Annotated in this window: 17 protein-coding genes; 5 read left to right on the top strand and 12 right to left on the bottom strand. The window is 49.7% G+C overall.

The features are described 5' to 3' along the window. Positions 1-4: 4 nt before the first annotated feature. Entirely contained in the window at positions 5-694 is a 690-nt protein-coding gene (gene tsaB, locus L6468_RS13130; RefSeq protein WP_237793558.1) for a tRNA (adenosine(37)-N6)-threonylcarbamoyltransferase complex dimerization subunit type 1 TsaB, read from the bottom strand. Between the two features lie 173 nt (positions 695-867). Here tsaB and L6468_RS13125 point away from each other — a divergent pair, with 173 nt between their 5' ends. From L6468_RS13125 to nadD, 3 genes are read left to right on the top strand one after another with little or no spacing between them, the layout of a single operon-like run. After that, a complete protein-coding gene (locus L6468_RS13125; RefSeq protein WP_091813892.1) occupies positions 868-1,743 on the top strand; it encodes a YicC/YloC family endoribonuclease in 876 nt (291 codons plus the stop codon). An 11-nt stretch (positions 1,744-1,754) separates the two neighbouring features. After that, positions 1,755-2,312, top strand: a complete 558-nt coding sequence (gene gmk, locus L6468_RS13120; RefSeq protein WP_237793557.1) for a guanylate kinase — start codon at positions 1,755-1,757, stop codon at positions 2,310-2,312. Continuing rightward, positions 2,309-2,860 carry a nicotinate (nicotinamide) nucleotide adenylyltransferase gene (gene nadD / locus L6468_RS13115; RefSeq protein WP_237793556.1) on the top strand — a complete coding sequence of 184 codons (552 nt, stop codon included), beginning with the start codon at positions 2,309-2,311 and terminating at the stop codon, positions 2,858-2,860. The genes gmk and nadD overlap by 4 nt, the downstream gene beginning before the upstream one ends. A 55-nt stretch (positions 2,861-2,915) precedes the next feature. On the opposite strand, the gene L6468_RS13110 is transcribed toward nadD, so the two are convergent. The 3 genes from L6468_RS13110 to L6468_RS13100 are packed head-to-tail and all read right to left on the bottom strand — an operon-like array spanning position 2,916 to position 6,310. After that, on the bottom strand, positions 2,916-3,953 hold the full coding sequence (locus tag L6468_RS13110; RefSeq protein ID WP_237793555.1) for a hemolysin activation protein: 1,038 nt from the start codon (positions 3,951-3,953) through the stop codon (positions 2,916-2,918). After that, a complete protein-coding gene (locus L6468_RS13105) occupies positions 3,941-4,852 on the bottom strand; it encodes a glycosyltransferase family 2 protein (protein ID WP_091813905.1) in 912 nt (303 codons plus the stop codon). Before L6468_RS13105 ends, L6468_RS13110 begins: the two co-directional genes overlap by 13 nt. A gap of 12 nt (positions 4,853-4,864) precedes the next feature. Further along, entirely contained in the window at positions 4,865-6,310 is a 1,446-nt protein-coding gene (locus tag L6468_RS13100; RefSeq protein ID WP_237793554.1) for a lipopolysaccharide biosynthesis protein, read from the bottom strand. Between the two features lie 63 nt (positions 6,311-6,373). Here L6468_RS13100 and L6468_RS13095 point away from each other — a divergent pair, with 63 nt between their 5' ends. Next, the gene (locus L6468_RS13095) at positions 6,374-7,495 is read left to right on the top strand and encodes an acyltransferase family protein (RefSeq protein WP_237793553.1); all 1,122 of its coding nucleotides are present in this window, start codon (positions 6,374-6,376) and stop codon (positions 7,493-7,495) included. A 70-nt stretch (positions 7,496-7,565) separates the two neighbouring features. On the opposite strand, the gene L6468_RS13090 is transcribed toward L6468_RS13095, so the two are convergent. Further along, complete coding sequence (locus tag L6468_RS13090; RefSeq protein WP_237793552.1) at positions 7,566-8,120, bottom strand: hypothetical protein; 555 nt, start codon at positions 8,118-8,120, stop codon at positions 7,566-7,568. 144 nt (positions 8,121-8,264) lie between these two features. Next, positions 8,265-8,927 (bottom strand): hypothetical protein, encoded by a 663-nt coding sequence (locus L6468_RS13085; protein WP_143005701.1) that lies wholly within the window; start codon positions 8,925-8,927, stop codon positions 8,265-8,267. Between the two features lie 382 nt (positions 8,928-9,309). Here L6468_RS13085 and L6468_RS13080 point away from each other — a divergent pair, with 382 nt between their 5' ends. Beyond that, the gene (locus L6468_RS13080; protein ID WP_091813920.1) at positions 9,310-10,179 is read left to right on the top strand and encodes a LicD family protein; all 870 of its coding nucleotides are present in this window, start codon (positions 9,310-9,312) and stop codon (positions 10,177-10,179) included. Here the strand turns inward: L6468_RS13080 and L6468_RS13075 are convergent. Genes L6468_RS13075 through L6468_RS13050 form a run of 6 tightly spaced genes read right to left on the bottom strand, consistent with a single transcriptional unit; the run spans position 10,176 to position 18,306 of the window. After that, positions 10,176-11,198 (bottom strand): NAD-dependent epimerase/dehydratase family protein, encoded by a 1,023-nt coding sequence (locus L6468_RS13075; RefSeq protein WP_091852539.1) that lies wholly within the window; start codon positions 11,196-11,198, stop codon positions 10,176-10,178. The genes L6468_RS13080 and L6468_RS13075 overlap by 4 nt on opposite strands. Position 11,199: 1 nt before the next feature. Beyond that, entirely contained in the window at positions 11,200-11,922 is a 723-nt protein-coding gene (locus L6468_RS13070; RefSeq protein ID WP_237793551.1) for an IspD/TarI family cytidylyltransferase, read from the bottom strand. A gap of 3 nt (positions 11,923-11,925) precedes the next feature. Further along, positions 11,926-13,662 carry a glycoside hydrolase family 43 protein gene (locus L6468_RS13065; protein WP_237793550.1) on the bottom strand — a complete coding sequence of 579 codons (1,737 nt, stop codon included), beginning with the start codon at positions 13,660-13,662 and terminating at the stop codon, positions 11,926-11,928. A gap of 29 nt (positions 13,663-13,691) precedes the next feature. Continuing rightward, positions 13,692-15,431, bottom strand: a complete 1,740-nt coding sequence (locus L6468_RS13060) for a glycoside hydrolase family 43 protein (protein ID WP_237793549.1) — start codon at positions 15,429-15,431, stop codon at positions 13,692-13,694. A gap of 45 nt (positions 15,432-15,476) precedes the next feature. Continuing rightward, positions 15,477-17,543, bottom strand: coding sequence for a methionine--tRNA ligase (gene metG / locus L6468_RS13055; protein ID WP_237793548.1), 2,067 nt, complete (start codon positions 17,541-17,543; stop codon positions 15,477-15,479). Between the two features lie 31 nt (positions 17,544-17,574). Then, positions 17,575-18,306, bottom strand: coding sequence for an HAD family hydrolase (locus L6468_RS13050; protein WP_237793547.1), 732 nt, complete (start codon positions 18,304-18,306; stop codon positions 17,575-17,577). Positions 18,307-18,347: the final 41 nt, after the last annotated feature.

Genomic DNA, 18,347 nt, shown 5'->3' with positions numbered 1-18,347 from the left:
AGTGTTAAATCAGTTTCTTTGGCATTTTTGCCACATAATCCTTCAGGTAGAAAGGCTCGAAATAAGCCACGTCCTCGGTCTGCCCGTTCAGCAGACGGCGTTCTGCCAGGGGTTGCATCCATTTTGCCAATGGCTCGATACCCTCGATGAGGTGGGCATTGGGATGATTGATGGTCCCCATGCACTTCGCGGCACCATTGCCGAAGAAATACACGGGACGCTCATCCAACCACTGCTTGTAGGTCTCTGCGTCCACCACATCAGCACCTACAGGACGAACCTCCTTCAGGGCACGGTCGTAGATGCCGGCATAGACCTCCATGCGGCGGGCGTCAATCATCGGGCAGAGAAGGGCGTTCTCTTCCACCATCTCGCGCAGCAATACTGGCACACACATCAGTTCCAGTGTGGGCACGGCGATGAGTTTCAGGTTACGGCCATAGCAGATGCCTTTGGCCATAGAGACGCCAATACGCAAACCAGTATAGGAGCCAGGGCCGCAACTTACGGCGACAGCATCAAACGGGATCGCATGATTATCAGTAAACGAGAGCGCCTCGTCCACCATGGAACCCAGACGCTCGGCATGATTTGGCCCGCTATGGTCTTCCAGCTGGAAGATGACGTGCGAGTCTTCAGAGACAGCTACGGAGCACACTTGTGTGCTTGTTTCAATATGTAGTATGCAAGCCATTGCTTTGTACCTTATTATATAATATGATTTGCAAAGGTACGAAAAAAATATGAATAACAAATTATGAATTAGCAATAATTATGCAGCGGCAGTAAATTTTTCACTTTTCGCTCACCACTTTACACTTCTTTTTTGTACCTTTGCAGCCTAGAATAAAAATAAAATAAAGATACATGATACAATCAATGACAGGCTACGGCAAGGTAGTCGTGGCTTTTAAGGACAAGAAGATTAGCGCAGAAATCAAATCACTCAATTCTAAGCAGTTGGATCTGCAGACGCGTATTGCTCCACTCTATCGTGAGAAGGAGATGGAGATTCGTCAGATGATTGCCGCCTCATTGGAGCGTGGCAAGGTGGACTTCTCTCTCTGGATTGAGAAAGAGGCCGGAGTGGATGCAACGCCTGTGAATGCCGCTCTCGTGGAGAACTACTACCATCAGTTGAAGGACGTAGCTACGAAGGTGGGTATCCCTGAGCCCGAGGACTGGATGTACACCCTGACCCGCATGCCTGATGTACTGTCCAAGACAGAGCAGGAGGAACTCACTGACGAGGAGTGGGATGCTGCCCGTAAGGCTGTTGAGGGCGCCATTGCTGCCTTGGTGGATTTCCGTAAGCAGGAGGGTGCTGCGCTCGAGAAGAAGTTTGCTGAGAAGATTGATAATATCGAACGTCTGCTGGCTGAGATTGAACCTTTCGAGAAGAGTCGTGTAGAGAAAATTCGTCAGCGTATCGTTGACGGACTACAGCAGATTCCTGGTGTGGATTATGACAAGAACCGCTTGGAGCAGGAACTGATTTACTATATCGAGAAACTGGATATCAGTGAGGAGAAACAGCGTCTGACCAACCACCTGAAGTATTTCCGCGAGACGATGCGTGATGGTCACGGACAGGGTAAGAAGCTTGGCTTCATTGCTCAGGAGATGGGTCGCGAGATCAATACCACTGGTTCTAAGTCCAATCAGGCCGAGATGCAGAACATCGTGGTGCAGATGAAGGACGAGCTGGAGCAGATAAAGGAACAAGTATTGAACGCGCTGTGATGAAAGGAAAAATGTTAATTGTTTCTGCGCCTTCGGGTAGTGGAAAGTCAACCATCGTGCAGTGGCTGATGAAGGAGCATCCTGAGCTGAGGCTTTATTTCTCAATCTCGTGTACCAGTCGTGCGCCACGAGGCTCTGAACAGAATGGTGTGGAGTATTTCTTCCTGACACCAGAGGAGTTTAAGTCGAAGATTCAGAACGATGAGTTCCTGGAATACGAGGAGGTTTATCAGGACCGCTTCTACGGCACCCTGAAACAGCAGGTGGAGAACCAGCGTAACCAAGGACAGAATGTGGTGTTTGATGTCGATGTGAAAGGTGGCATCAATATCAAGAAATATTATGGCGATGAGGCCTTGAGCCTGTTTATCCAGCCCCCCTCTGTTGAGGAGTTGCGCAAACGCCTGGAAGGTCGTGCTACGGATACACCAGAAGCCATTGCCGAGCGTCTGGCAAAGGCAGAATACGAGATGACCTTCGCTTCTCAGTTTGACCATATCATCGTGAATGATGACTTGGAGACAGCCAAGCAGGAGACCTTGAGAATCGTCAAAGAGTTCCTGGGATGAGGTCAATCGGTATCTTTGGTGGTTCTTTCAACCCTATCCATAACGGACACATTGCCTTAGCACAGGCCGTGCTGAGGCAATGTGCGTTAGATGAGGTATGGCTGATGGTGTCGCCCCAGAATCCGTTGAAACGGAATGATGCCGATTTGCTGGATGACCATCTGCGCTTGGAGATGGCACAGAAAGCCCTTGAGGGTGTTGAGGGCGTGAAGGCCTGCGACTATGAGTTCCGTTTGCCCAAACCCTCTTATACCTGGAACACCTTGAAGCATCTGAGCAAGGACTATCCTGACTGCAAGTTCTCGTTGTTGATAGGAGGCGACAACTGGGCTCATTTCCAGCGTTGGCGCAACTGGCAGGATATTATGGATCATCACGAGGTGATAGCCTATCCGCGTGAGTCCTATCCTGGCACCATCAATGTGCCTCTGCTTCCTGTGTCAAGTACGGAAATTCGTCAGCGTGTGCGTGCTGGTGAAAGTATCGAGGGGCTGGTGCCTGATAGTATCATCCCTCTCGTAGAAAAAAACTATCGTCTTAACTCCTGAAAAGTCTATCGTCTTAACTTCTTAACTCCTTTGACTCCTTAACTCCAAAAAAGAACTACTGATAATCGTATCTCCCTGTCAGCTTACTAATCCTATGTTTGACAGCCTCCCTGATTTGTTTCATGTTGCCATAGCGCAGGTTGCGTATCAGTTCTTCGATAGAGCGACCAATCTTCACCCATGGGTGTCCCCATGCCATGATGCGATAGATGCGACGCTTGTATTCCACATTCTCGATGACATATTTTGGATGGCGTAAAGGCCATTGCAGCTCATGACTGGGCATGGTGAGCAGTCGTTGCATCGCCTTGGGGAGCGTGTTCAGTGAACTCTGGAAATGAGCCGACTCCTCGCTCACGGCTGTATTGTGTATCAGGTTCTTTGTAGGTACGATGGTCAGTCCGCTATTCAGTGTGCAGGCCGTCCAGATTAGTGTCTCGTAGATAGGATTGCCAGAAGCCTTGTGCTTGTAAAGCTTCTTCAGCATCTCCTTGCCACCCTCGTGCCTGTTGGCTACATAAGCCTCCAACTGGTGCATGTTGAACGCATCATCAGCAATAGGGTAACCCACCTCACAACGCTCAAAGACCCTGCGCCATGAAGCCCATCCCCAGATGCTGAAGGCTGTGGTGAAGAGATAATCGTAGGGCGCATCCGTCTGTTCCTCATGATTAAAACCAGCTATCATCGTGATACGTTCATCGTGCTCATAACGGTCGAGCATCTCCTTGCAGAAAGGGATAAACGACAATGAAGGCGTGGAGTCGTCCTCCAACACAATTACTTTATCTGCCAATGAGAATGCCCATGTCTGAGCCTTATGGTTCGACAGCCAGGCACCAGAGTTCTCGTTGTGGTAACTGCGTTGCACATCGCACTCCCAGTCTATCTCGCTGTCATCCACAATCTGTCGTGCAGCCTCCAACTTCAGCGCTTCCTGATCGTTGCGAGGACCGTCCTGATAGATAAACAGACGTGAGGGGCGGCACTGGCGGATGGCACCAAAGGTGCGCTTCAGTGTCTCCGTACGAGAGAAAATGATGAGCAGCACAGCCACATCGTTCTGTGCTGGATATTTCTTTATTTCTTCCATTTCAGCAGAGTCTTGTAAGTATGAATCAAGAGATAAGCCAGACGTGCCGGCAGTTGGATGGCGATACGGTCCATGAAGGGAATATCGTTGGTAAGTTGTTGGCGCAGAGGGCGATAATACGCATCGAGCACCTGGAATTGTTTTTTGTCGATGAATTTCTCGTACACCTTAATCTGATGATGCACGAAAGCCGAATGGTAGCGCGCCCACTCCGGCTGTAACGTCTGACGCAACTCCTCGTCATAGATACGAATCCAGTCCAGCGTCTCCTTGCGCTTGTTAGGCACATCTTCGTAGTGCAGATAGGCCGCCTGTTCTGTGAAAAAGACTTTGGGCTGTTTCATCAGACATTTTATCTGCATCAGCGAGTCCTCGCGCTCAATGACCTCACGAGGTGTACCCAGACAACCTTCCAGCAGTTCACGACGGAAGATGATGCCCCACAGCACGCAGAACTGACTGCGCAGGGCCAGTAGGTCGCGAATCAGATGCTCTGGTTCCACCCAGCCCCTCAGTCCTGAGTCGTGGCGCTGTCCGTACTGGTCATCGTAGGTGCCAATCACTTCGTCGGCGCCTGTCTCGTTGATGAGTCTGTACATCATGGCGAGGGCATCCTTCGTAAACAGGTCATCGGCATCGGCAAACATGATGAATCTGCCCTCAGCATGCTCCAATCCGTAGCGACGCGCTGCCGTCACCCCTCCGTTCTCCTTGTGGAAAGCCTTCAGGCGCGGTTCCAGTTCAGCCCATTGGTCGCAGATATCGCCAGAGCCGTCTGTGCTGCCATCCTCCACGACAATCACCTCGAAACTATCGAACGCCTGCGAAAAAATGCTCACAAAACATTTATCCAGGTATTCGGCCTTGTTATAGACGGGTATGATGACAGATATCTCCATCTCTCTATTTTTTTACTTTTTTACCTTTTTACTTTTCACAAATTGTATGCATTCGCGCAGAATGACCACGTTCATCAGACGCATCACGCCATAATAGAGCAGACCAGCCAATAGCAGTCTGACGCCCAGCAGCAACCAGTTGTTCGTGATGCTCAGCGTAGCCAGATGACAGACGCCCATCACCACTGCCGCGCACAGCATAAACGGCACTACATCCTTCAGGAAGTCCATTGTGCTCACCCCGATAATCCGTTTGGCAAATATCTGCCAGGCACCCAGCCACAGGATGTTGAATGCCGAGTAGGCCACCACCATCATGGTCATCCCCTCACGATAGAAAGCGAAGATGACGCCCATCTGGAGCAACACCTGACAGATGTTGAGCCACATATTGATATCGCTGCGCCCATGACTGATAACGAGGTTCTGATAGAGTGTATATAGGGGCATGAAGGCACCGCTGATACAGAGTATCTGGAGCAGCGGCACGATGTTAATCCATTTCTCGCCAATGGTGCAGAGGATGAACTCGCGCGACACCAATGCCAGTCCAAAGAGGGCAGGGAAGGAGAGGAAGGCCGTGAAGCGCATCATCTTTCGGAATACCTGCTGCTCGCGGTTGTGCTCCTCGCGCACACTCACTAAGACGGGCTGCGCCACTTGTCCCACCATACCGCCTACGGTCTGAAAAGCCATCGAGTCCCATTTGTAGGCCTGAAAGAAATTTCCCACCACGCGGGCATCGTGAAACAGGCGCCCGAAGATGACGGTTAGCACGTTCTGGTTGGCAGTATTCACAATCATCGTGACCAGTATTCCCATTGAGAACGAGAACGTTTGTCGGATATAGTCAAATGAGAAATGCCATGTAGGCTTCCATTTCACGTAGAGGAATCGGCCAATGACCAGTACGGCAGCATTGATCACCTGTTGCCAGGCCAGGGTCCAGTAGGCCATGTCGCACCATACCATAATGATGGCCGAGGTGCCAGAGATGAGGAGTGCCGAGAGGTTGACAATCGTAATCTCGCGGTTCATCATGTTCTTCACCATATAGGCATTCGTAGAGATGCCAAATGATGAGATGAAAAACGCCAGGAACAGGAAACGCGACAGGTCAGTGAGCCGTGGCTGATGGAAAAACCACGCGATGAGCGGTGCCGAGAAAAACAATATGAGATAGAGCACGCCACCCATCAGGATATTAAACCAGAACACGCTGTTGTACTGCTCCTTGGTGGGTGTCTTCTCATTGATGAGTGCCGTAGAGAATCCGCTTGACTGCAGATTGCCTGCGATGGCCGAGAAGATAGCCAGCATGCCGATGAGACCCGTATCCTCTGGCGTCAGATGACGGAGTACGAGGATGCCAATCAACAGGTTCAATACCTGCATCGTGCTATTGTTTACGGCTCCCCACATCAGTCCGCGAGCTGTCTTTTCCTTCAGATTCTCCATATCAACATGCAAAAATACGACATTTTGTTTGAAGTTCCAAATAAATTAAGTAAATTTGCAGCCATGAATGAAATAACACAAACGAAGAAGCCACGCATGGAGTGGCTCGATGCCCTTCGCGGCTTCACAATGATTATGGTGGTGGCCAACCACGTGGCGCAGATAGGTTTCGAGGAACAGTGGAAGCACTCTTCTTCACTTCAGTTCCTGTTGCTGTTCCGCATGCCGCTGTTCTTCTTCATCAGTGGCTTCTTGGCCTACAAAGCTTCGCAGGTGTGGGACTTGCGTAACCTGGGTACGCTGGTGCTGAAGAAGATGCGCGTGCAACTCATCCCCACCATCTGCTTCTTCCTCCTGGCTACAGCCATCCTGAAACCCAGTTTCTGGCCTGGCCTTGAAGAGTCGTTCCATTCGCCCACAAAGGGTGGCTACTGGTTTACGCTGGTGCTGCTCTACATGTTCCTGATCTACTATCCCTTTGCCTATCTGGAGAGTAAGATTACCTCGCTTTTCTCGAAAAACAAGGCCTTCTGGATATCCGCGGCACTCATCACCCTGCTGTTCCTTGTCTCGCTGGCTTTCTATGACTCGTGCTATCAGCCCCGTTATTTCTCATGGGCCAAGGGCTATCGTGGCGGTATGACCGATATCCACCGCTTCCTGCTGGATTCCAGTCTGGGGCAACTGATGCTGTGGATGCCGTTCTTCCTCTTTGGTAATATTGCCCATCGCTATTGGAATGGTTTCCAGAAACTGATGGACTCGAAGTGTTTCTTCCCCATCATCGTGCTGCTGGCTATCCTCTGTACGATGGATGCCCTGAAATGGCGCACCCTGCGTATGGCGTGGGCTATCATCCCCCAGACGGGAGCCATGTTCCTCTTGTTGCTCATCGCCCTGATGTATTTCCGCAACTACAAGCACTACTTCACCAAAATGACCATCATCGGCGCCTCGTTGCAGTATATAGGCCGTCGCACGCTGGATATCTATCTGATTCATTTCCTCTTCGTGCCCAGTCTGCCCAGCGTGGGTCTGTTCTTCAAGAGCTATCAGCACAATTTTATCACTGATACCACGCTCTCCGTGCTCTTTGCCCTGCTGGTCATTGGTTTCAGCATTATCACCTCAAACATCCTGCGCATCAGTCCGTTTCTGAAGAAATGGCTGTTTGGCAGGACCTGATAAATACTCAGCACAAAGAAGCCCGATTCCATGAGAGATCGGGCTTTCTTTTTTTTGTATCCGTTTCAACTTACAGGATATCCTTCAGAGTCTCGTCATACGAGCCGTCGTAGGGCTCTACGGTTAAGCGCTTCAGGGTTACAGAGGCCTCTCCGTTGGGTGTGGTAAGAATGATGTCGCCATTGGTGATAACGCCATGCCACGTACGGCCTTGCATCTCGAAGGTAATCAGTGTGCTGTCGTTCCCCAAGGTCTTGCTTTCATATTCGTGGGAACTGTAGCGCCCCTCGTAATACCAGTCGCCATTGTCCAGCTTCTCTGTCCAGTAGGTTGGTCCGTAGTCCGCAGGGAACCATCTGTAGTGCGAGAAGAAAATCCTGTGGTCTTTCTTGCTGCCCTTGTTGAAGGTCCATTTGTCATAGATAGAGGCATAATAGCCTTCCCATTTTATCTCAGTCCAGCTTTCGCCAGAGCAATGTATCTGATAACTATGCTGCGCCCACTGGATATCGCTGGGTTTCCTGGCTCCTCCAAATGGATCCTCTTCATCATCGCCACAGCTACTCATTACCAACGCCGAGAATAGAAGTCCTGATAACAGGCCGAAAAGTTTTAGATGTTTCATAATTTTATTGTTTTAGGTTTATTATTCACAGGTAATCATCATCTTGATGACCCTGCAAATGTACAAACAAAAATCTAATTATGCAAGAGAATGGGGAAAAATGCTGTGATTTCACTTTTCCCCCTAGCAAACGCTTTATGCTTTTCAAACGATTCCTAATCCATATACCTTTTTAAACTCTTCTTCTGAAATAATGTCTTTTGGCATTAAAGAACCGAGATAATTCTCAATAGAAATAGTATTTAAAATATTATAGAATCGGTCAGAGATGGTTATGTTGTTTTTTTCGTATTCTTCTGGTATGTAATACTCCTTCTCGTTGTCCTTGTTTACAAGAACGGACTTGATGTGTTCTAATTGGTGTATTTCCATATATAGGGTATCCTCATCGAATGAGAATCGGACGAAGATATGCTGGTCGTAGTCGTCCTTAGCCAGCTCCATTATCTCATCTCGGATTTTGCATATATTTGCTTTTGTTGCAGATTGTTTGTCAATGATGACACCCACATTGAAGGAAAAACAATTGTCGCAATCAGAAATCGCTGTGTAATGGGGTATGCTGATACGGTCCGTCCGCACCTGTGCCTGGTATTTCCGTTCCCCATACTCTTTCTCATAGCGGGCAGGATTGAGGAACATGATGTGTGAAAGGACGAATTTCTTGTCTGATGGATAGTAATAGCATGCCACACCATTTTTCACATCTTTAAACCACAGTATTCTGTATTTTTCTATTTTCTCTTTTTTTATAGGATTATTAGGGTCGTTAGTAAGCCAGTTATTCCTCCGTCTTATCCACCCCATGGGTGTAAAAGACATGATGAGACAATACATGAAGACTGAATAGACAAAAACGAGGAATCCGTAATATGCTATGCCGACCTCAGTATAAAAAGGAATAAGAGTGTAAATGGCGATGCAAAAGGGAAATACTAATTGATTGAAAACATTACCGATACGTCTCGTTGGTATGTACTTTTTTATTTTCATATGTTATACTGACAATCTTTTTTATTTGCTGCAAAGTTAAGAAAAATATATGAATGTAACAAATAAAAGGTGTCAGAATTGTCAGAAATAGAAAAACGACGAGTTACCCACACAGAAACGACGAGTTGCTCCACAGAAATTTGCATGTTCAAATAATAATCACTAATTTTGCAGGCAATAAAAAATAAGACGCAAGATGAATCATGAACTGACAGAACAGGAACTGACCCAGTGGAAGGCCATCATCACGGATGTGCTCAGGGCGTTCCATGAGATATGCGAGAAGTACGGACTGACCTATTATGCCATCGGAGGTACGGCTATCGGTGCCGTACGTCATCAGGGTATCATCCCCTGGGACGATGATATCGATGTGGGTATGCCGCGACCCGACTTTGAGCGCTTCATGGAGATTTGTCGCACCACGGATTTTGGTGACTACGAACTGGTGTCGGACGAGACGCACGAGGCTTACAACCTGCCGTTTCCTAAGTTCTGCAACAAGCACACCACATTGATAGAGCGGGCTGACGTGCCTTGCGTCATAGGTCTGTATATCGATGTGTTCCCACTTGACAGCACAAGCAACGATAAGGCTGAGGTAGAAGCGTTGGTGTATCGCTATAAGAAACTGCAGAACAGACATGAGGCTATCTGCACGCGCAGCACGTTTGTAGAGTATATCATGTTGCTCACGAAGCCGCATGAGTGGGGTCGCTTCTGCTACAAGACACTGGGATTCCTCTTTCGTCAGTACATGCGCCGCTCGCTACTCCGTCAGATGCGTGCAATCTGCTTGAAGTATCCCTACGGCTCAACCCACCACCTTATTAATTATGGTGGTGCCTATGCTATGCGCGAATTATTTGATAGCAGGGTACTGGATGGCAAACCTGTAGATATGCCGTTTGAGAATATCGCCATCCGTATGATGCCTGGTTATGACGAATACCTGCGCGGCGTGTATGGCGACTATATGCAGTTGCCCCCTGAGGAGAAACGCGTGCCCCACCACGTGAAGGCTTTCTTCGACATGCACCAGCGCGTAGAGAATCCCTTCGCTTAAGTCTTTAAAATTTCTATTGTTCTGCTGATGGCATCGTGGATGTCGTAATAGGGGGTAAAACCAATCCCCTTGATACGCTCATTGGCTAAGATAGACCTTGTTGCTACGGAATAGCCTTTGGATTCTGTCTCAGAAGGTAAGTCGAATACCACCTTCCTGCCACAACACTCGGCACAGATATGGGCAAAGTCCTTCAGGCAGATATTGGTCTTCTCGCTACTGACGTTGTAGGCAACGGCATCCTCGCCTCTGAGCAATACTGTCAGCAGTCCCATCACGGCATCAGCCACATAGGTATAGGAGAAGTACTGGTTGCCAGCAGATTTCAACACGATATTCTCGCCATCGACAGCCTTGCGAATAAACTGTGAAGAGGCTTTGCTATCTTCCATCAGCATGGTGGGACCAAATATTCTGCACAAACGGGCAATCTTTACCTTGACACCTCTCTCGGCTGCATACGACTGGCACAAGGCCTCGCTAGAACGCTTGGACTCGTTGTAGCACGCACGGGCATTACTGAGATTCAGCAGACCGTTGCTGCCTTCTGTGAATGACTGGTCGTCAATGGCATTGCCATAGACTTCGTTGGTAGAGGTATAGACAACTGTTGCTCCTGTCTTTTCTGCAAGATTCAAGGCATGCTCGGCACCTTTGAGATTAATCATCATTGTCTCAATGGGATATTGAGAATAGGCCAACGGATGGGTGTTGCTGGCCATAGGGATGATATAATCGGCATGGATATCGGCAGGGAAGGGCTGACAAACATCTTGTTCAAGGAAACTAAAATGCTTGTTATCGAAATGCATACCAAGTCTTGCGGAAGCCTTCTCACGACTACGTCCCACGGCAATGACATTCACATCGCCCTTGGCCATCAGCGCATCAATCAGCATGGTGCCAACCATACCTGTAGCTCCTGTGATTAGGATTGTTTTTCCTGACAGGGTATTCATTCCTTCTATGGAAAGAATCCTGGTAATGTCTTCCTTGTATAATGGATGTTGCTTATTCATCTTACTTCAACCAACTGTCTTTTTCTTTAGTCAGATAACCTTTGAATATTTCCAGATCGTCCTTTGTTGTCAACTTGAGATTCTTGTCTGAACCTTTTGCAAAGTGCAGACGCACACCAAGTTCTACCATCATCGTATTGGCATAATGGGAACCATAGATGCCGATGCCTTTCTCGAAGGCCTCATGATATTTCTCGTCGAGCAGACCGAAGGTGTAAGCCTGTGGGGTAGAAACGCGGCGTAGGGTCTCTCTGGGGATAAACTGCGTGGTGGTGTTGGCATCATCGGCGCTGACCACAAAAATCTGTTCGTTATAGGGTAGTGACGTAACGGCATTGCCATACTGATGGGCCACTTCTATGACATCTGTCAGCACGCTATCATCTATCACCGGACGGATGCCGTCGTGAATGATAACAGTATCATCGGGCGATAGTTTGCCTTCAAGGTTGAAGACGCCATTACGGATTGACTCTTGTGCAGAACTGCCGCCTTTGACTATCCAACGTAGTTTAGTGATATTAAACTGATTGGCATAGGCCTGTACGATACTTTCCCAGCCTTCAATACATACCACCTCAATAGCATCAATCATCGGATGGCGCTGGAAACCTTCTAAAGTATATATCAGGACAGGCTTATCATAAACATTGATAAACTGCTTGGGAATATCCTGTCCCATACGGTTGCCGGACCCACCGGCGATAATCACTGCGTAGTTCATAAATTAGAAATGCTTGCGTACTTTCTTCGTACCGTTTTCGTCTGTGTATTGTTCTATCACGAGGCCGCGATGCTTACTGTCCTTCGGCAGGCGGCGTCCGCTGAGGTCAAAGAATTGCTTCTCTGACTGTGTATCCTCTGTCGTCTCAATCTCGAAAACACCAGTGGGGTCGTACTCCACAAACTGCCAGGAGTCAAACTGGGCATTGGTGGATTCGGTGAAAACGAAATAGAGGTGGTGTACTTTCTTGAAAAGGGCAGGGTCCAGGTCGACGGTGAAGTCCAGGAACGTGGTTGACGAGAATTCCACTGTGGCTGCTGCAGCCTTTGTCTTGCTGTCAATACGAATCTCCAGTTTACCTGTGCCTCGCGCCCTCAGTGTGAACTGGCGGGCACCGTTTGTGCCAAAGTCCACCTTGCGGACCATTGTCCATGCGCCTGCAGCCATCTTGACGTACAGGTTCTCTGAGGCATCATTGCCCAGCGAACTCTTGGATACGCTTTTGATATTCTTGAAGTCCTCATAGTTCACGCCACCAGAGGTCGACATCGTCTCGGCCTGCTGCAGCGTGTAGGGATTCATATTCTTGATGGCAGTCGTGCCAGTCTTGTTCATGCTGACTTTGCTCAACTTCTGCGTCTCTTCGTTCACCGTCAGTTTGTTGACGCAGAGGGAGCGGTAGCCAGAGGCGCCTCCATCCATCGCATTCTTGCTCTTCATCGTCTTCTCAAGCACATTGCCATGATAGAAGAGGTAGTATTCGCCATTGAACTTATGCAGGTGGGTGTGGTTATTACCGTAGTCGGCGCCCAGACTGCTGAAACTGCCTTCATTGGGCACATACTCTCCACGGTATTCCCATGAGTCAGGATCCAGTGGCGTGTCTGTTACCATGTAGCACATGCTGCAGGCCGAGGGCGCTGCCTGACCGTTGCGCTTCTCGTAGGTGTTCCAGTTGGGACGGTCGCCCCAGGAGGTGTTATAGGTATAGACAAACCGTCCGCCGATGATATTCAGTTCGCTGGCCTCAAAGAGATAGGGGGCAGGCATATTCACGGCAGCACCGTCGAGGGCTGTCATCGAGGACTTTAGCTTTGCTATGCGCGAGTTGCCAGGCCATAGCTTGGAACCTGACGACTGCGGGTCTCCGCCTCCAAAAGCAATCCATGCCGTGCCTGTAGAGTCGATCACCACACCTGGGTCGAACAGCCAGTTGCAGGGGTCGACGCCAGCCATACCGTGACGTATCATGGGCTGACTGAGAGGCGAGGAAAACGGACCAAGGGGTGACTTCGTGCTCCTCATCACACCTACGCTACCGCCTCCATTGGCGAAATAGATATAAAATTCATTTGTCTTTGTGCCATTGCTATTCTCTTTCTCGCGCCATACGGCTGAGGGGGCCCACGACTGTCCTGCCCAGGTGCATACCTTACTCACGTCGATGGTGCCGTGGAAGGTCCAGTTCACCATATCATCGGTTGAGAAAACGACCAGCGACTTGATATTGCCGTAGCCATTGCTGCCCGTCTTACCGTTCTTGATATACTGCTGGTGGTCGTTGGTGCCATAGACATAGAGGCGACCATCGTATTCAATGGCGGTGGGGTCGGCACAGAACACGCTTCCGCTGATGGGATTGCCACTGGCGGTACCCTTGTATTCAGTGGCAAGTGTCTGTGCCTTTATCTGCAGGCATGCCGTCAGTAGGACGGTAGCCAGGAGAATTATTTTCATCATTGGCGGTTTCAGGTTTTTAGGTCTTATCTTTAATTCTTATTTATTCTTATCCAATCGGCATCCACCCATCCGCGGTCAACTTTAGCGTTGGTCTCTACAGAGAGGAAACCGAATTTCGCACCAATCCATTTGCCTTGACGCATCTTAAATTGTTCGCCGCAATTCTGAAATTTCTTGCCGTTCAGACTATAGGAGAACTGTACCATGGGTTTGCCGCCGTGGGCAGCACCTGCCTCGGCATTGGTCACCTGCAGGCGCAGGTAGATATCTTCGTGGATACCGGGCTTATAGTCTATCTTGTCTTCTGCCGTGGGTTTCAGCGTGGCCAGCACGGTCTCAGTCTGCTGCTTGCCTTTATCGGCATCCTTGCAAGTCATCTGTATCAGTTGGAACGCTTTGTCTACACGCTTCACCACGAGGGCTGAATAGTCGAGGCCCATCATGATGAGTCCACCCATCTGTCCGTCGGCCTTCGAGGTGAAACGTATCTTTGCTGTTGCTGTAAACTCGTCGGCAGGTGTCTTCTGAAGGAGCATGTTGGGCACCTCCCAAAGGTTGGGTGAAACATCTTCCTTCTGACCTCTTACATCAGACATCTTATATGTGTAGATACGATAGCAGCCAAAGGCGGTGGCAGTACCAAACTTTTCATCGTAGTTGCCGTGCCATTGCCACTGGAGCCCCAGTTTCGTATCATTAAACTCGTCGCTCTCGACAGGATTCTGGATGAGTGTGCTCGAAGCTTTCGGCTTTTTATATGTTACTACGGGCTCTCCGGTGTATCTACTCCCCTCTCTGCCCAGAGAGGGGTTGGGGGTGAGTCTTCCCATCACCGGCCATCCTGTGCTCCAATCTACGGGGTTTAGGTGTACCACGCGTCCGTAGGCCTCTTTGTCCTGGAAGTGCAGGAACCAGTCCTCACCGTATTTCGTGTGCACCCAACCGCCTTGATGAGGTCCGTTGATATTGGTCTTGCCTTGTGCCAACACAATCTTGTGCTCGTAGGGACCATAGGGCGACTTAGACCGCATGGCCAGCTGGAAGCCTTCTGGCACACCACCGGCAGGACACATGATCCAATACCAGCCGTCACGCTTGTAGAACTTAGGTCCTTCGCAGGTGCGGTTCTCTGTGCCGTTGCCATCAAACACGATGACGGGTTGTCCAATAGGTCTCATGCCGTCGGCACTCATCTCACGGACAGTCAGTACAGAGGCATACTTCGAACGACTGTTGGCCCATCCGTTTACCAGATAGCAGCGTCCGTCCTCGTCCCACAGCGGACAGGTGTCGATATAGCCCTCGCCCTTGATGATACACACGGGGGCCTCCCATTTTCCTGCTGGGTCTTGGGTCTTCACCATCATCACGCCAAAGTCGGGATCGCCCCAATAGATATAGTACCAGCCATTGTGGTAGCGGATACTGGGTGCCCATACTCCGGCACCATGCTGGGGCTTACTGCTGAAATGGGCAAGGAGCGCGTCATTGCCCTCGTAGAGGTTGCCTAATGCATAGTTGATGATTTCCCAGTTTACCAAGTCCTTGGAATGCAGGATAGGCAAACCAGGTGTACATTGAAACGAGGAGGCTGTCATGTAGTAGTCCTCACCACTGGCTCCCACACAGACATCTGGGTCTGAATAGTCGGCATTAATCACTGGGTTGGTATAGGTGCCATCACCATTGTCCGGACACCATACCGATGATTTGTACTGTGCCGTTGCCAGCAAGGGCAACCACATGACCAAAAATATTAGCCTCTTCATTTCATGTTATTATGTTATTGTGTCTTTTAGAACACATTTTTTATCTTAACCGACCTGTGAACCAGGCTTCACATCCTTCGTTGTGGTGACCACACTCAGACTCTCGTCAGCATCCACGGCGCTGAGAATCATACCCTGACTCTCGATGCCCATCATGGTGCGTGGAGCGAAGTTGGCCACGAACAGGATACGCTTGCCGATGAGCTCCTCAGGCTTCTCGTAGAAGGCAGCAATACCAGAACAGATAGTACGGTCTGTACCAGAACCGTCGTCAATGGTGAACTGCAGGAGCTTCTTACTCTTCTTCACCTTCTGACAGTCCTTCACCAAGCCTACACGGATGTCGAGCTTCTCGAAGTCGTCGAACGAAACGGTATCCTTGATAGGAGCGGCCTTATAGGCGGCAGCCTGATTGGCCTTCTTGGTAGCCTCCAGTTTGTCGAGCTGCTTCTGGATCACCTCATCCTCAATCTTCTCGAACAGCAGAGATGCCTCACCCAACTGATGACCAGCCTTCAGCAAATCGGTAGAACCCAGCTGCTCCCACTCGAAACTGTCGATATTGAGCATCTCGCGGAGCTTCTTGCTGCTGAATGGCAGGAAGGGCTCGAAGGCGATAGCCAGGTTGGCTGTCAACTGCAAGCAGATGTTCAGGATGGTCTCACAGCGCTTCGGATCGGTTTTCCATACCTTCCAAGGCTCACACTCTGTGATATAGCGGTTGCCGATACGAGCCAGGTTCATAGCCTCGAACTGGGCATCACGGAACTTAAACTGCTCCAGCAGCGCCTCTACCTTACCCTTCACATCCTTGAACTCCTCAAGGGCTGCCTTATCTACATCCTGCAGTTCGCCACAAGCAGGAACCACACCGTTCCAGTACTTCTTGGTGAGCTGGAGGGCACGGTTCACGAAGTTGCCGTAAACAGCCACGAGCTCGTTGTTATTGCGATCCTGGAAGTCCTTCCAAGTGAAGTTGTTGTCCTTGGTCTCAGGAGCATTAGCAGTAAGCACATAGCGCAACACATCCTGCTTGCCAGGCATATCTACCAGATACTCGTGGAGCCATACAGCCCAGTTGCGAGAGGTAGAGATCTTGTCGTTCTCCAGATTCAGGAACTCGTTGGCTGGCACATTGTCGGGCATGATATACTTGCCGTGAGCCTTCATCATCACAGGGAAGATGATGCAGTGGAACACGATGTTGTCCTTACCGATGAAGTGTATCAAGCGCGTATCCTCATCTTGCCACCACTGCTCCCAGTTGCCCCATTTCTCAGGCTCACGCTCGCAGAGCTCCTTGGTGTTTGATACATAGCCGATAGGTGCGTCGAACCATACGTAGAGCACCTTACCGTCGGCACCCTCTACAGGTACAGGGATACCCCAGTCGAGGTCGCGCGTCATGGCACGTGGCTGCAGATCCATATCCAACCAGCTCTTGCACTGGCCATAGACATTTGAGCGCCACTCCTTGTGACCCTCCAGAATCCACTGCTTCAACCAGTCCTGATACTCGTTCAGAGGCAGGTACCAGTTCTTTGTCTCCTTCAATACAGGCGTAGAACCGCTGATGGTTGACTTGGGGTTAATCAGTTCTGTAGGACTCAGGTCGCGTCCGCACTTCTCGCACTGGTCACCATAGGCACCCTCGTTGTGGCAGTAGGGACATTCACCTACAACATAACGGTCGGCCAGGAACTGCTTGGCCTCCTCGTCGTAGAGCTGTGCAGTGGTCTTCTCCACCAGTTTGCCCTCGTCGTAAAGCTTCTTGAACCACTCGGCAGCAAATTTATGATGTGTCTCGCTGGTGGTACGGCTATAGATATCGAATGAGATACCGAACTCTTCGAACGAGTCCTTGATCATCTTGTGATAACGGTCAACCACATCCTGAGGGGTGATACCCTCCTTGCGGGCACGAACGGTGATGGGCACACCGTGTTCGTCAGAACCTCCGATGAACATCACGTCGCGCTTCTTCAGACGCAGGTAACGTACGTAGATGTCGGCCGGTACGTAGACGCCAGCCAGGTGACCAATATGCACACCGCCATTGGCATAGGGCAGGGCAGAGGTCACAGTTATTCTCTTATAATTTTTCTGTTCCATATACATTATTAATTTTTCGGATGCAAAATTACTAAATATATTTGAGAATATCGCTGATTTTATCAACTTTTATAAGACGCTCGTGGTCTATATCCTCAAAATGCTCCAACTGCCACGTCACGTGGAAGGGAATATGGATGGCCCATGCTCCGATGGCCAGTGCCGGGGCGCAGTCGCTTTTCAGGGAGTTGCCTATCATCAGCAGTTCTGAAGGATGAATCCCCTGATGTTCGCACAGGGCCAGGAACTCACGCTGGGTCTTGTCGGAGGTAATCTCTACATCATCGAAATATTTCAGCAGACCAGAACGCCTTAGTTTATTCTCCTGATCCTGCAACTCACCTTTGGTGAAACAGACCAGTTTGAGAGGTGAGAGGTGAGAGGTGAGAGGTGAGAGGCTTGACTCTTGTATTCTGTCTCTCAACTCCTTCAGCGTCTCTTCCACGCCAGGCAGGGGTGTGGCAGGCAGGTGGAGCAGTCGCTTGCAGTCTTGCAGGAGTTCGTCCAGCTGCGTCACTGAGAGGTCGTTGCCTGCTATGCGCATGGCGGTCTCTAAAATACTGATGGTGAAAGCCTTACACCCATAGCCAAGGTCGGCCATATTGCCCGATTCGGTCTTGAAGAGTTCCTTCTTGGGATCCTCGCAATAGGGGGCAATAAGGCGGTATAGGTGATTCTCTACTTCTTCGAAATAGCCCTGACAGTCCCACAGGGTGTCGTCGGCATCGAAGGCAATGACTTTAATCTTTTCTGTCATCATCATAAAATTTTGCTGCAAAGTTACTAAATAATTAGGAATAATTG

It is taken from the genome of Prevotella communis (assembly GCF_022024115.1).
GTDB lineage: Bacteria > Bacteroidota > Bacteroidia > Bacteroidales > Bacteroidaceae > Prevotella > Prevotella communis.
Note: the sequence above shows the minus strand (reverse complement) of the source record. Positions and strands in the feature narration are given on the sequence as shown.

Bases quoted from the DNA above. Each gene is read 5' to 3' on its own strand.
- L6468_RS13090 (WP_237793552.1), bottom strand. From the start codon at position 8,120: ATGAAACATCTAAAACTTTTCGGCCTGTTATCAGGACTTCTATTCTCG.
- L6468_RS13095 (WP_237793553.1), top strand. From the start codon at position 6,374: ATGAATGAAATAACACAAACGAAGAAGCCACGCATGGAGTGGCTCGAT.
- L6468_RS13065 (WP_237793550.1), bottom strand. From the start codon at position 13,662: ATGATGAAAATAATTCTCCTGGCTACCGTCCTACTGACGGCATGCCTG.
- nadD (WP_237793556.1), top strand. From the start codon at position 2,309: ATGAGGTCAATCGGTATCTTTGGTGGTTCTTTCAACCCTATCCATAAC.
- L6468_RS13105 (WP_091813905.1), bottom strand. From the start codon at position 4,852: ATGGAGATATCTGTCATCATACCCGTCTATAACAAGGCCGAATACCTG.
- L6468_RS13050 (WP_237793547.1), bottom strand. From the start codon at position 18,306: ATGATGATGACAGAAAAGATTAAAGTCATTGCCTTCGATGCCGACGAC.
- L6468_RS13080 (WP_091813920.1), top strand. From the start codon at position 9,310: ATGAATCATGAACTGACAGAACAGGAACTGACCCAGTGGAAGGCCATC.
- tsaB (WP_237793558.1), bottom strand. From the start codon at position 694: ATGGCTTGCATACTACATATTGAAACAAGCACACAAGTGTGCTCCGTA.
- L6468_RS13075 (WP_091852539.1), bottom strand. From the start codon at position 11,198: ATGAATAAGCAACATCCATTATACAAGGAAGACATTACCAGGATTCTT.
- L6468_RS13100 (WP_237793554.1), bottom strand. From the start codon at position 6,310: ATGGAGAATCTGAAGGAAAAGACAGCTCGCGGACTGATGTGGGGAGCC.
- L6468_RS13060 (WP_237793549.1), bottom strand. From the start codon at position 15,431: ATGAAGAGGCTAATATTTTTGGTCATGTGGTTGCCCTTGCTGGCAACG.
- gmk (WP_237793557.1), top strand. From the start codon at position 1,755: ATGTTAATTGTTTCTGCGCCTTCGGGTAGTGGAAAGTCAACCATCGTG.
- metG (WP_237793548.1), bottom strand. From the start codon at position 17,543: ATGGAACAGAAAAATTATAAGAGAATAACTGTGACCTCTGCCCTGCCC.
- L6468_RS13110 (WP_237793555.1), bottom strand. From the start codon at position 3,953: ATGGAAGAAATAAAGAAATATCCAGCACAGAACGATGTGGCTGTGCTG.
- L6468_RS13085 (WP_143005701.1), bottom strand. From the start codon at position 8,927: ATGGGGTGGATAAGACGGAGGAATAACTGGCTTACTAACGACCCTAAT.
- L6468_RS13070 (WP_237793551.1), bottom strand. From the start codon at position 11,922: ATGAACTACGCAGTGATTATCGCCGGTGGGTCCGGCAACCGTATGGGA.
- L6468_RS13125 (WP_091813892.1), top strand. From the start codon at position 868: ATGATACAATCAATGACAGGCTACGGCAAGGTAGTCGTGGCTTTTAAG.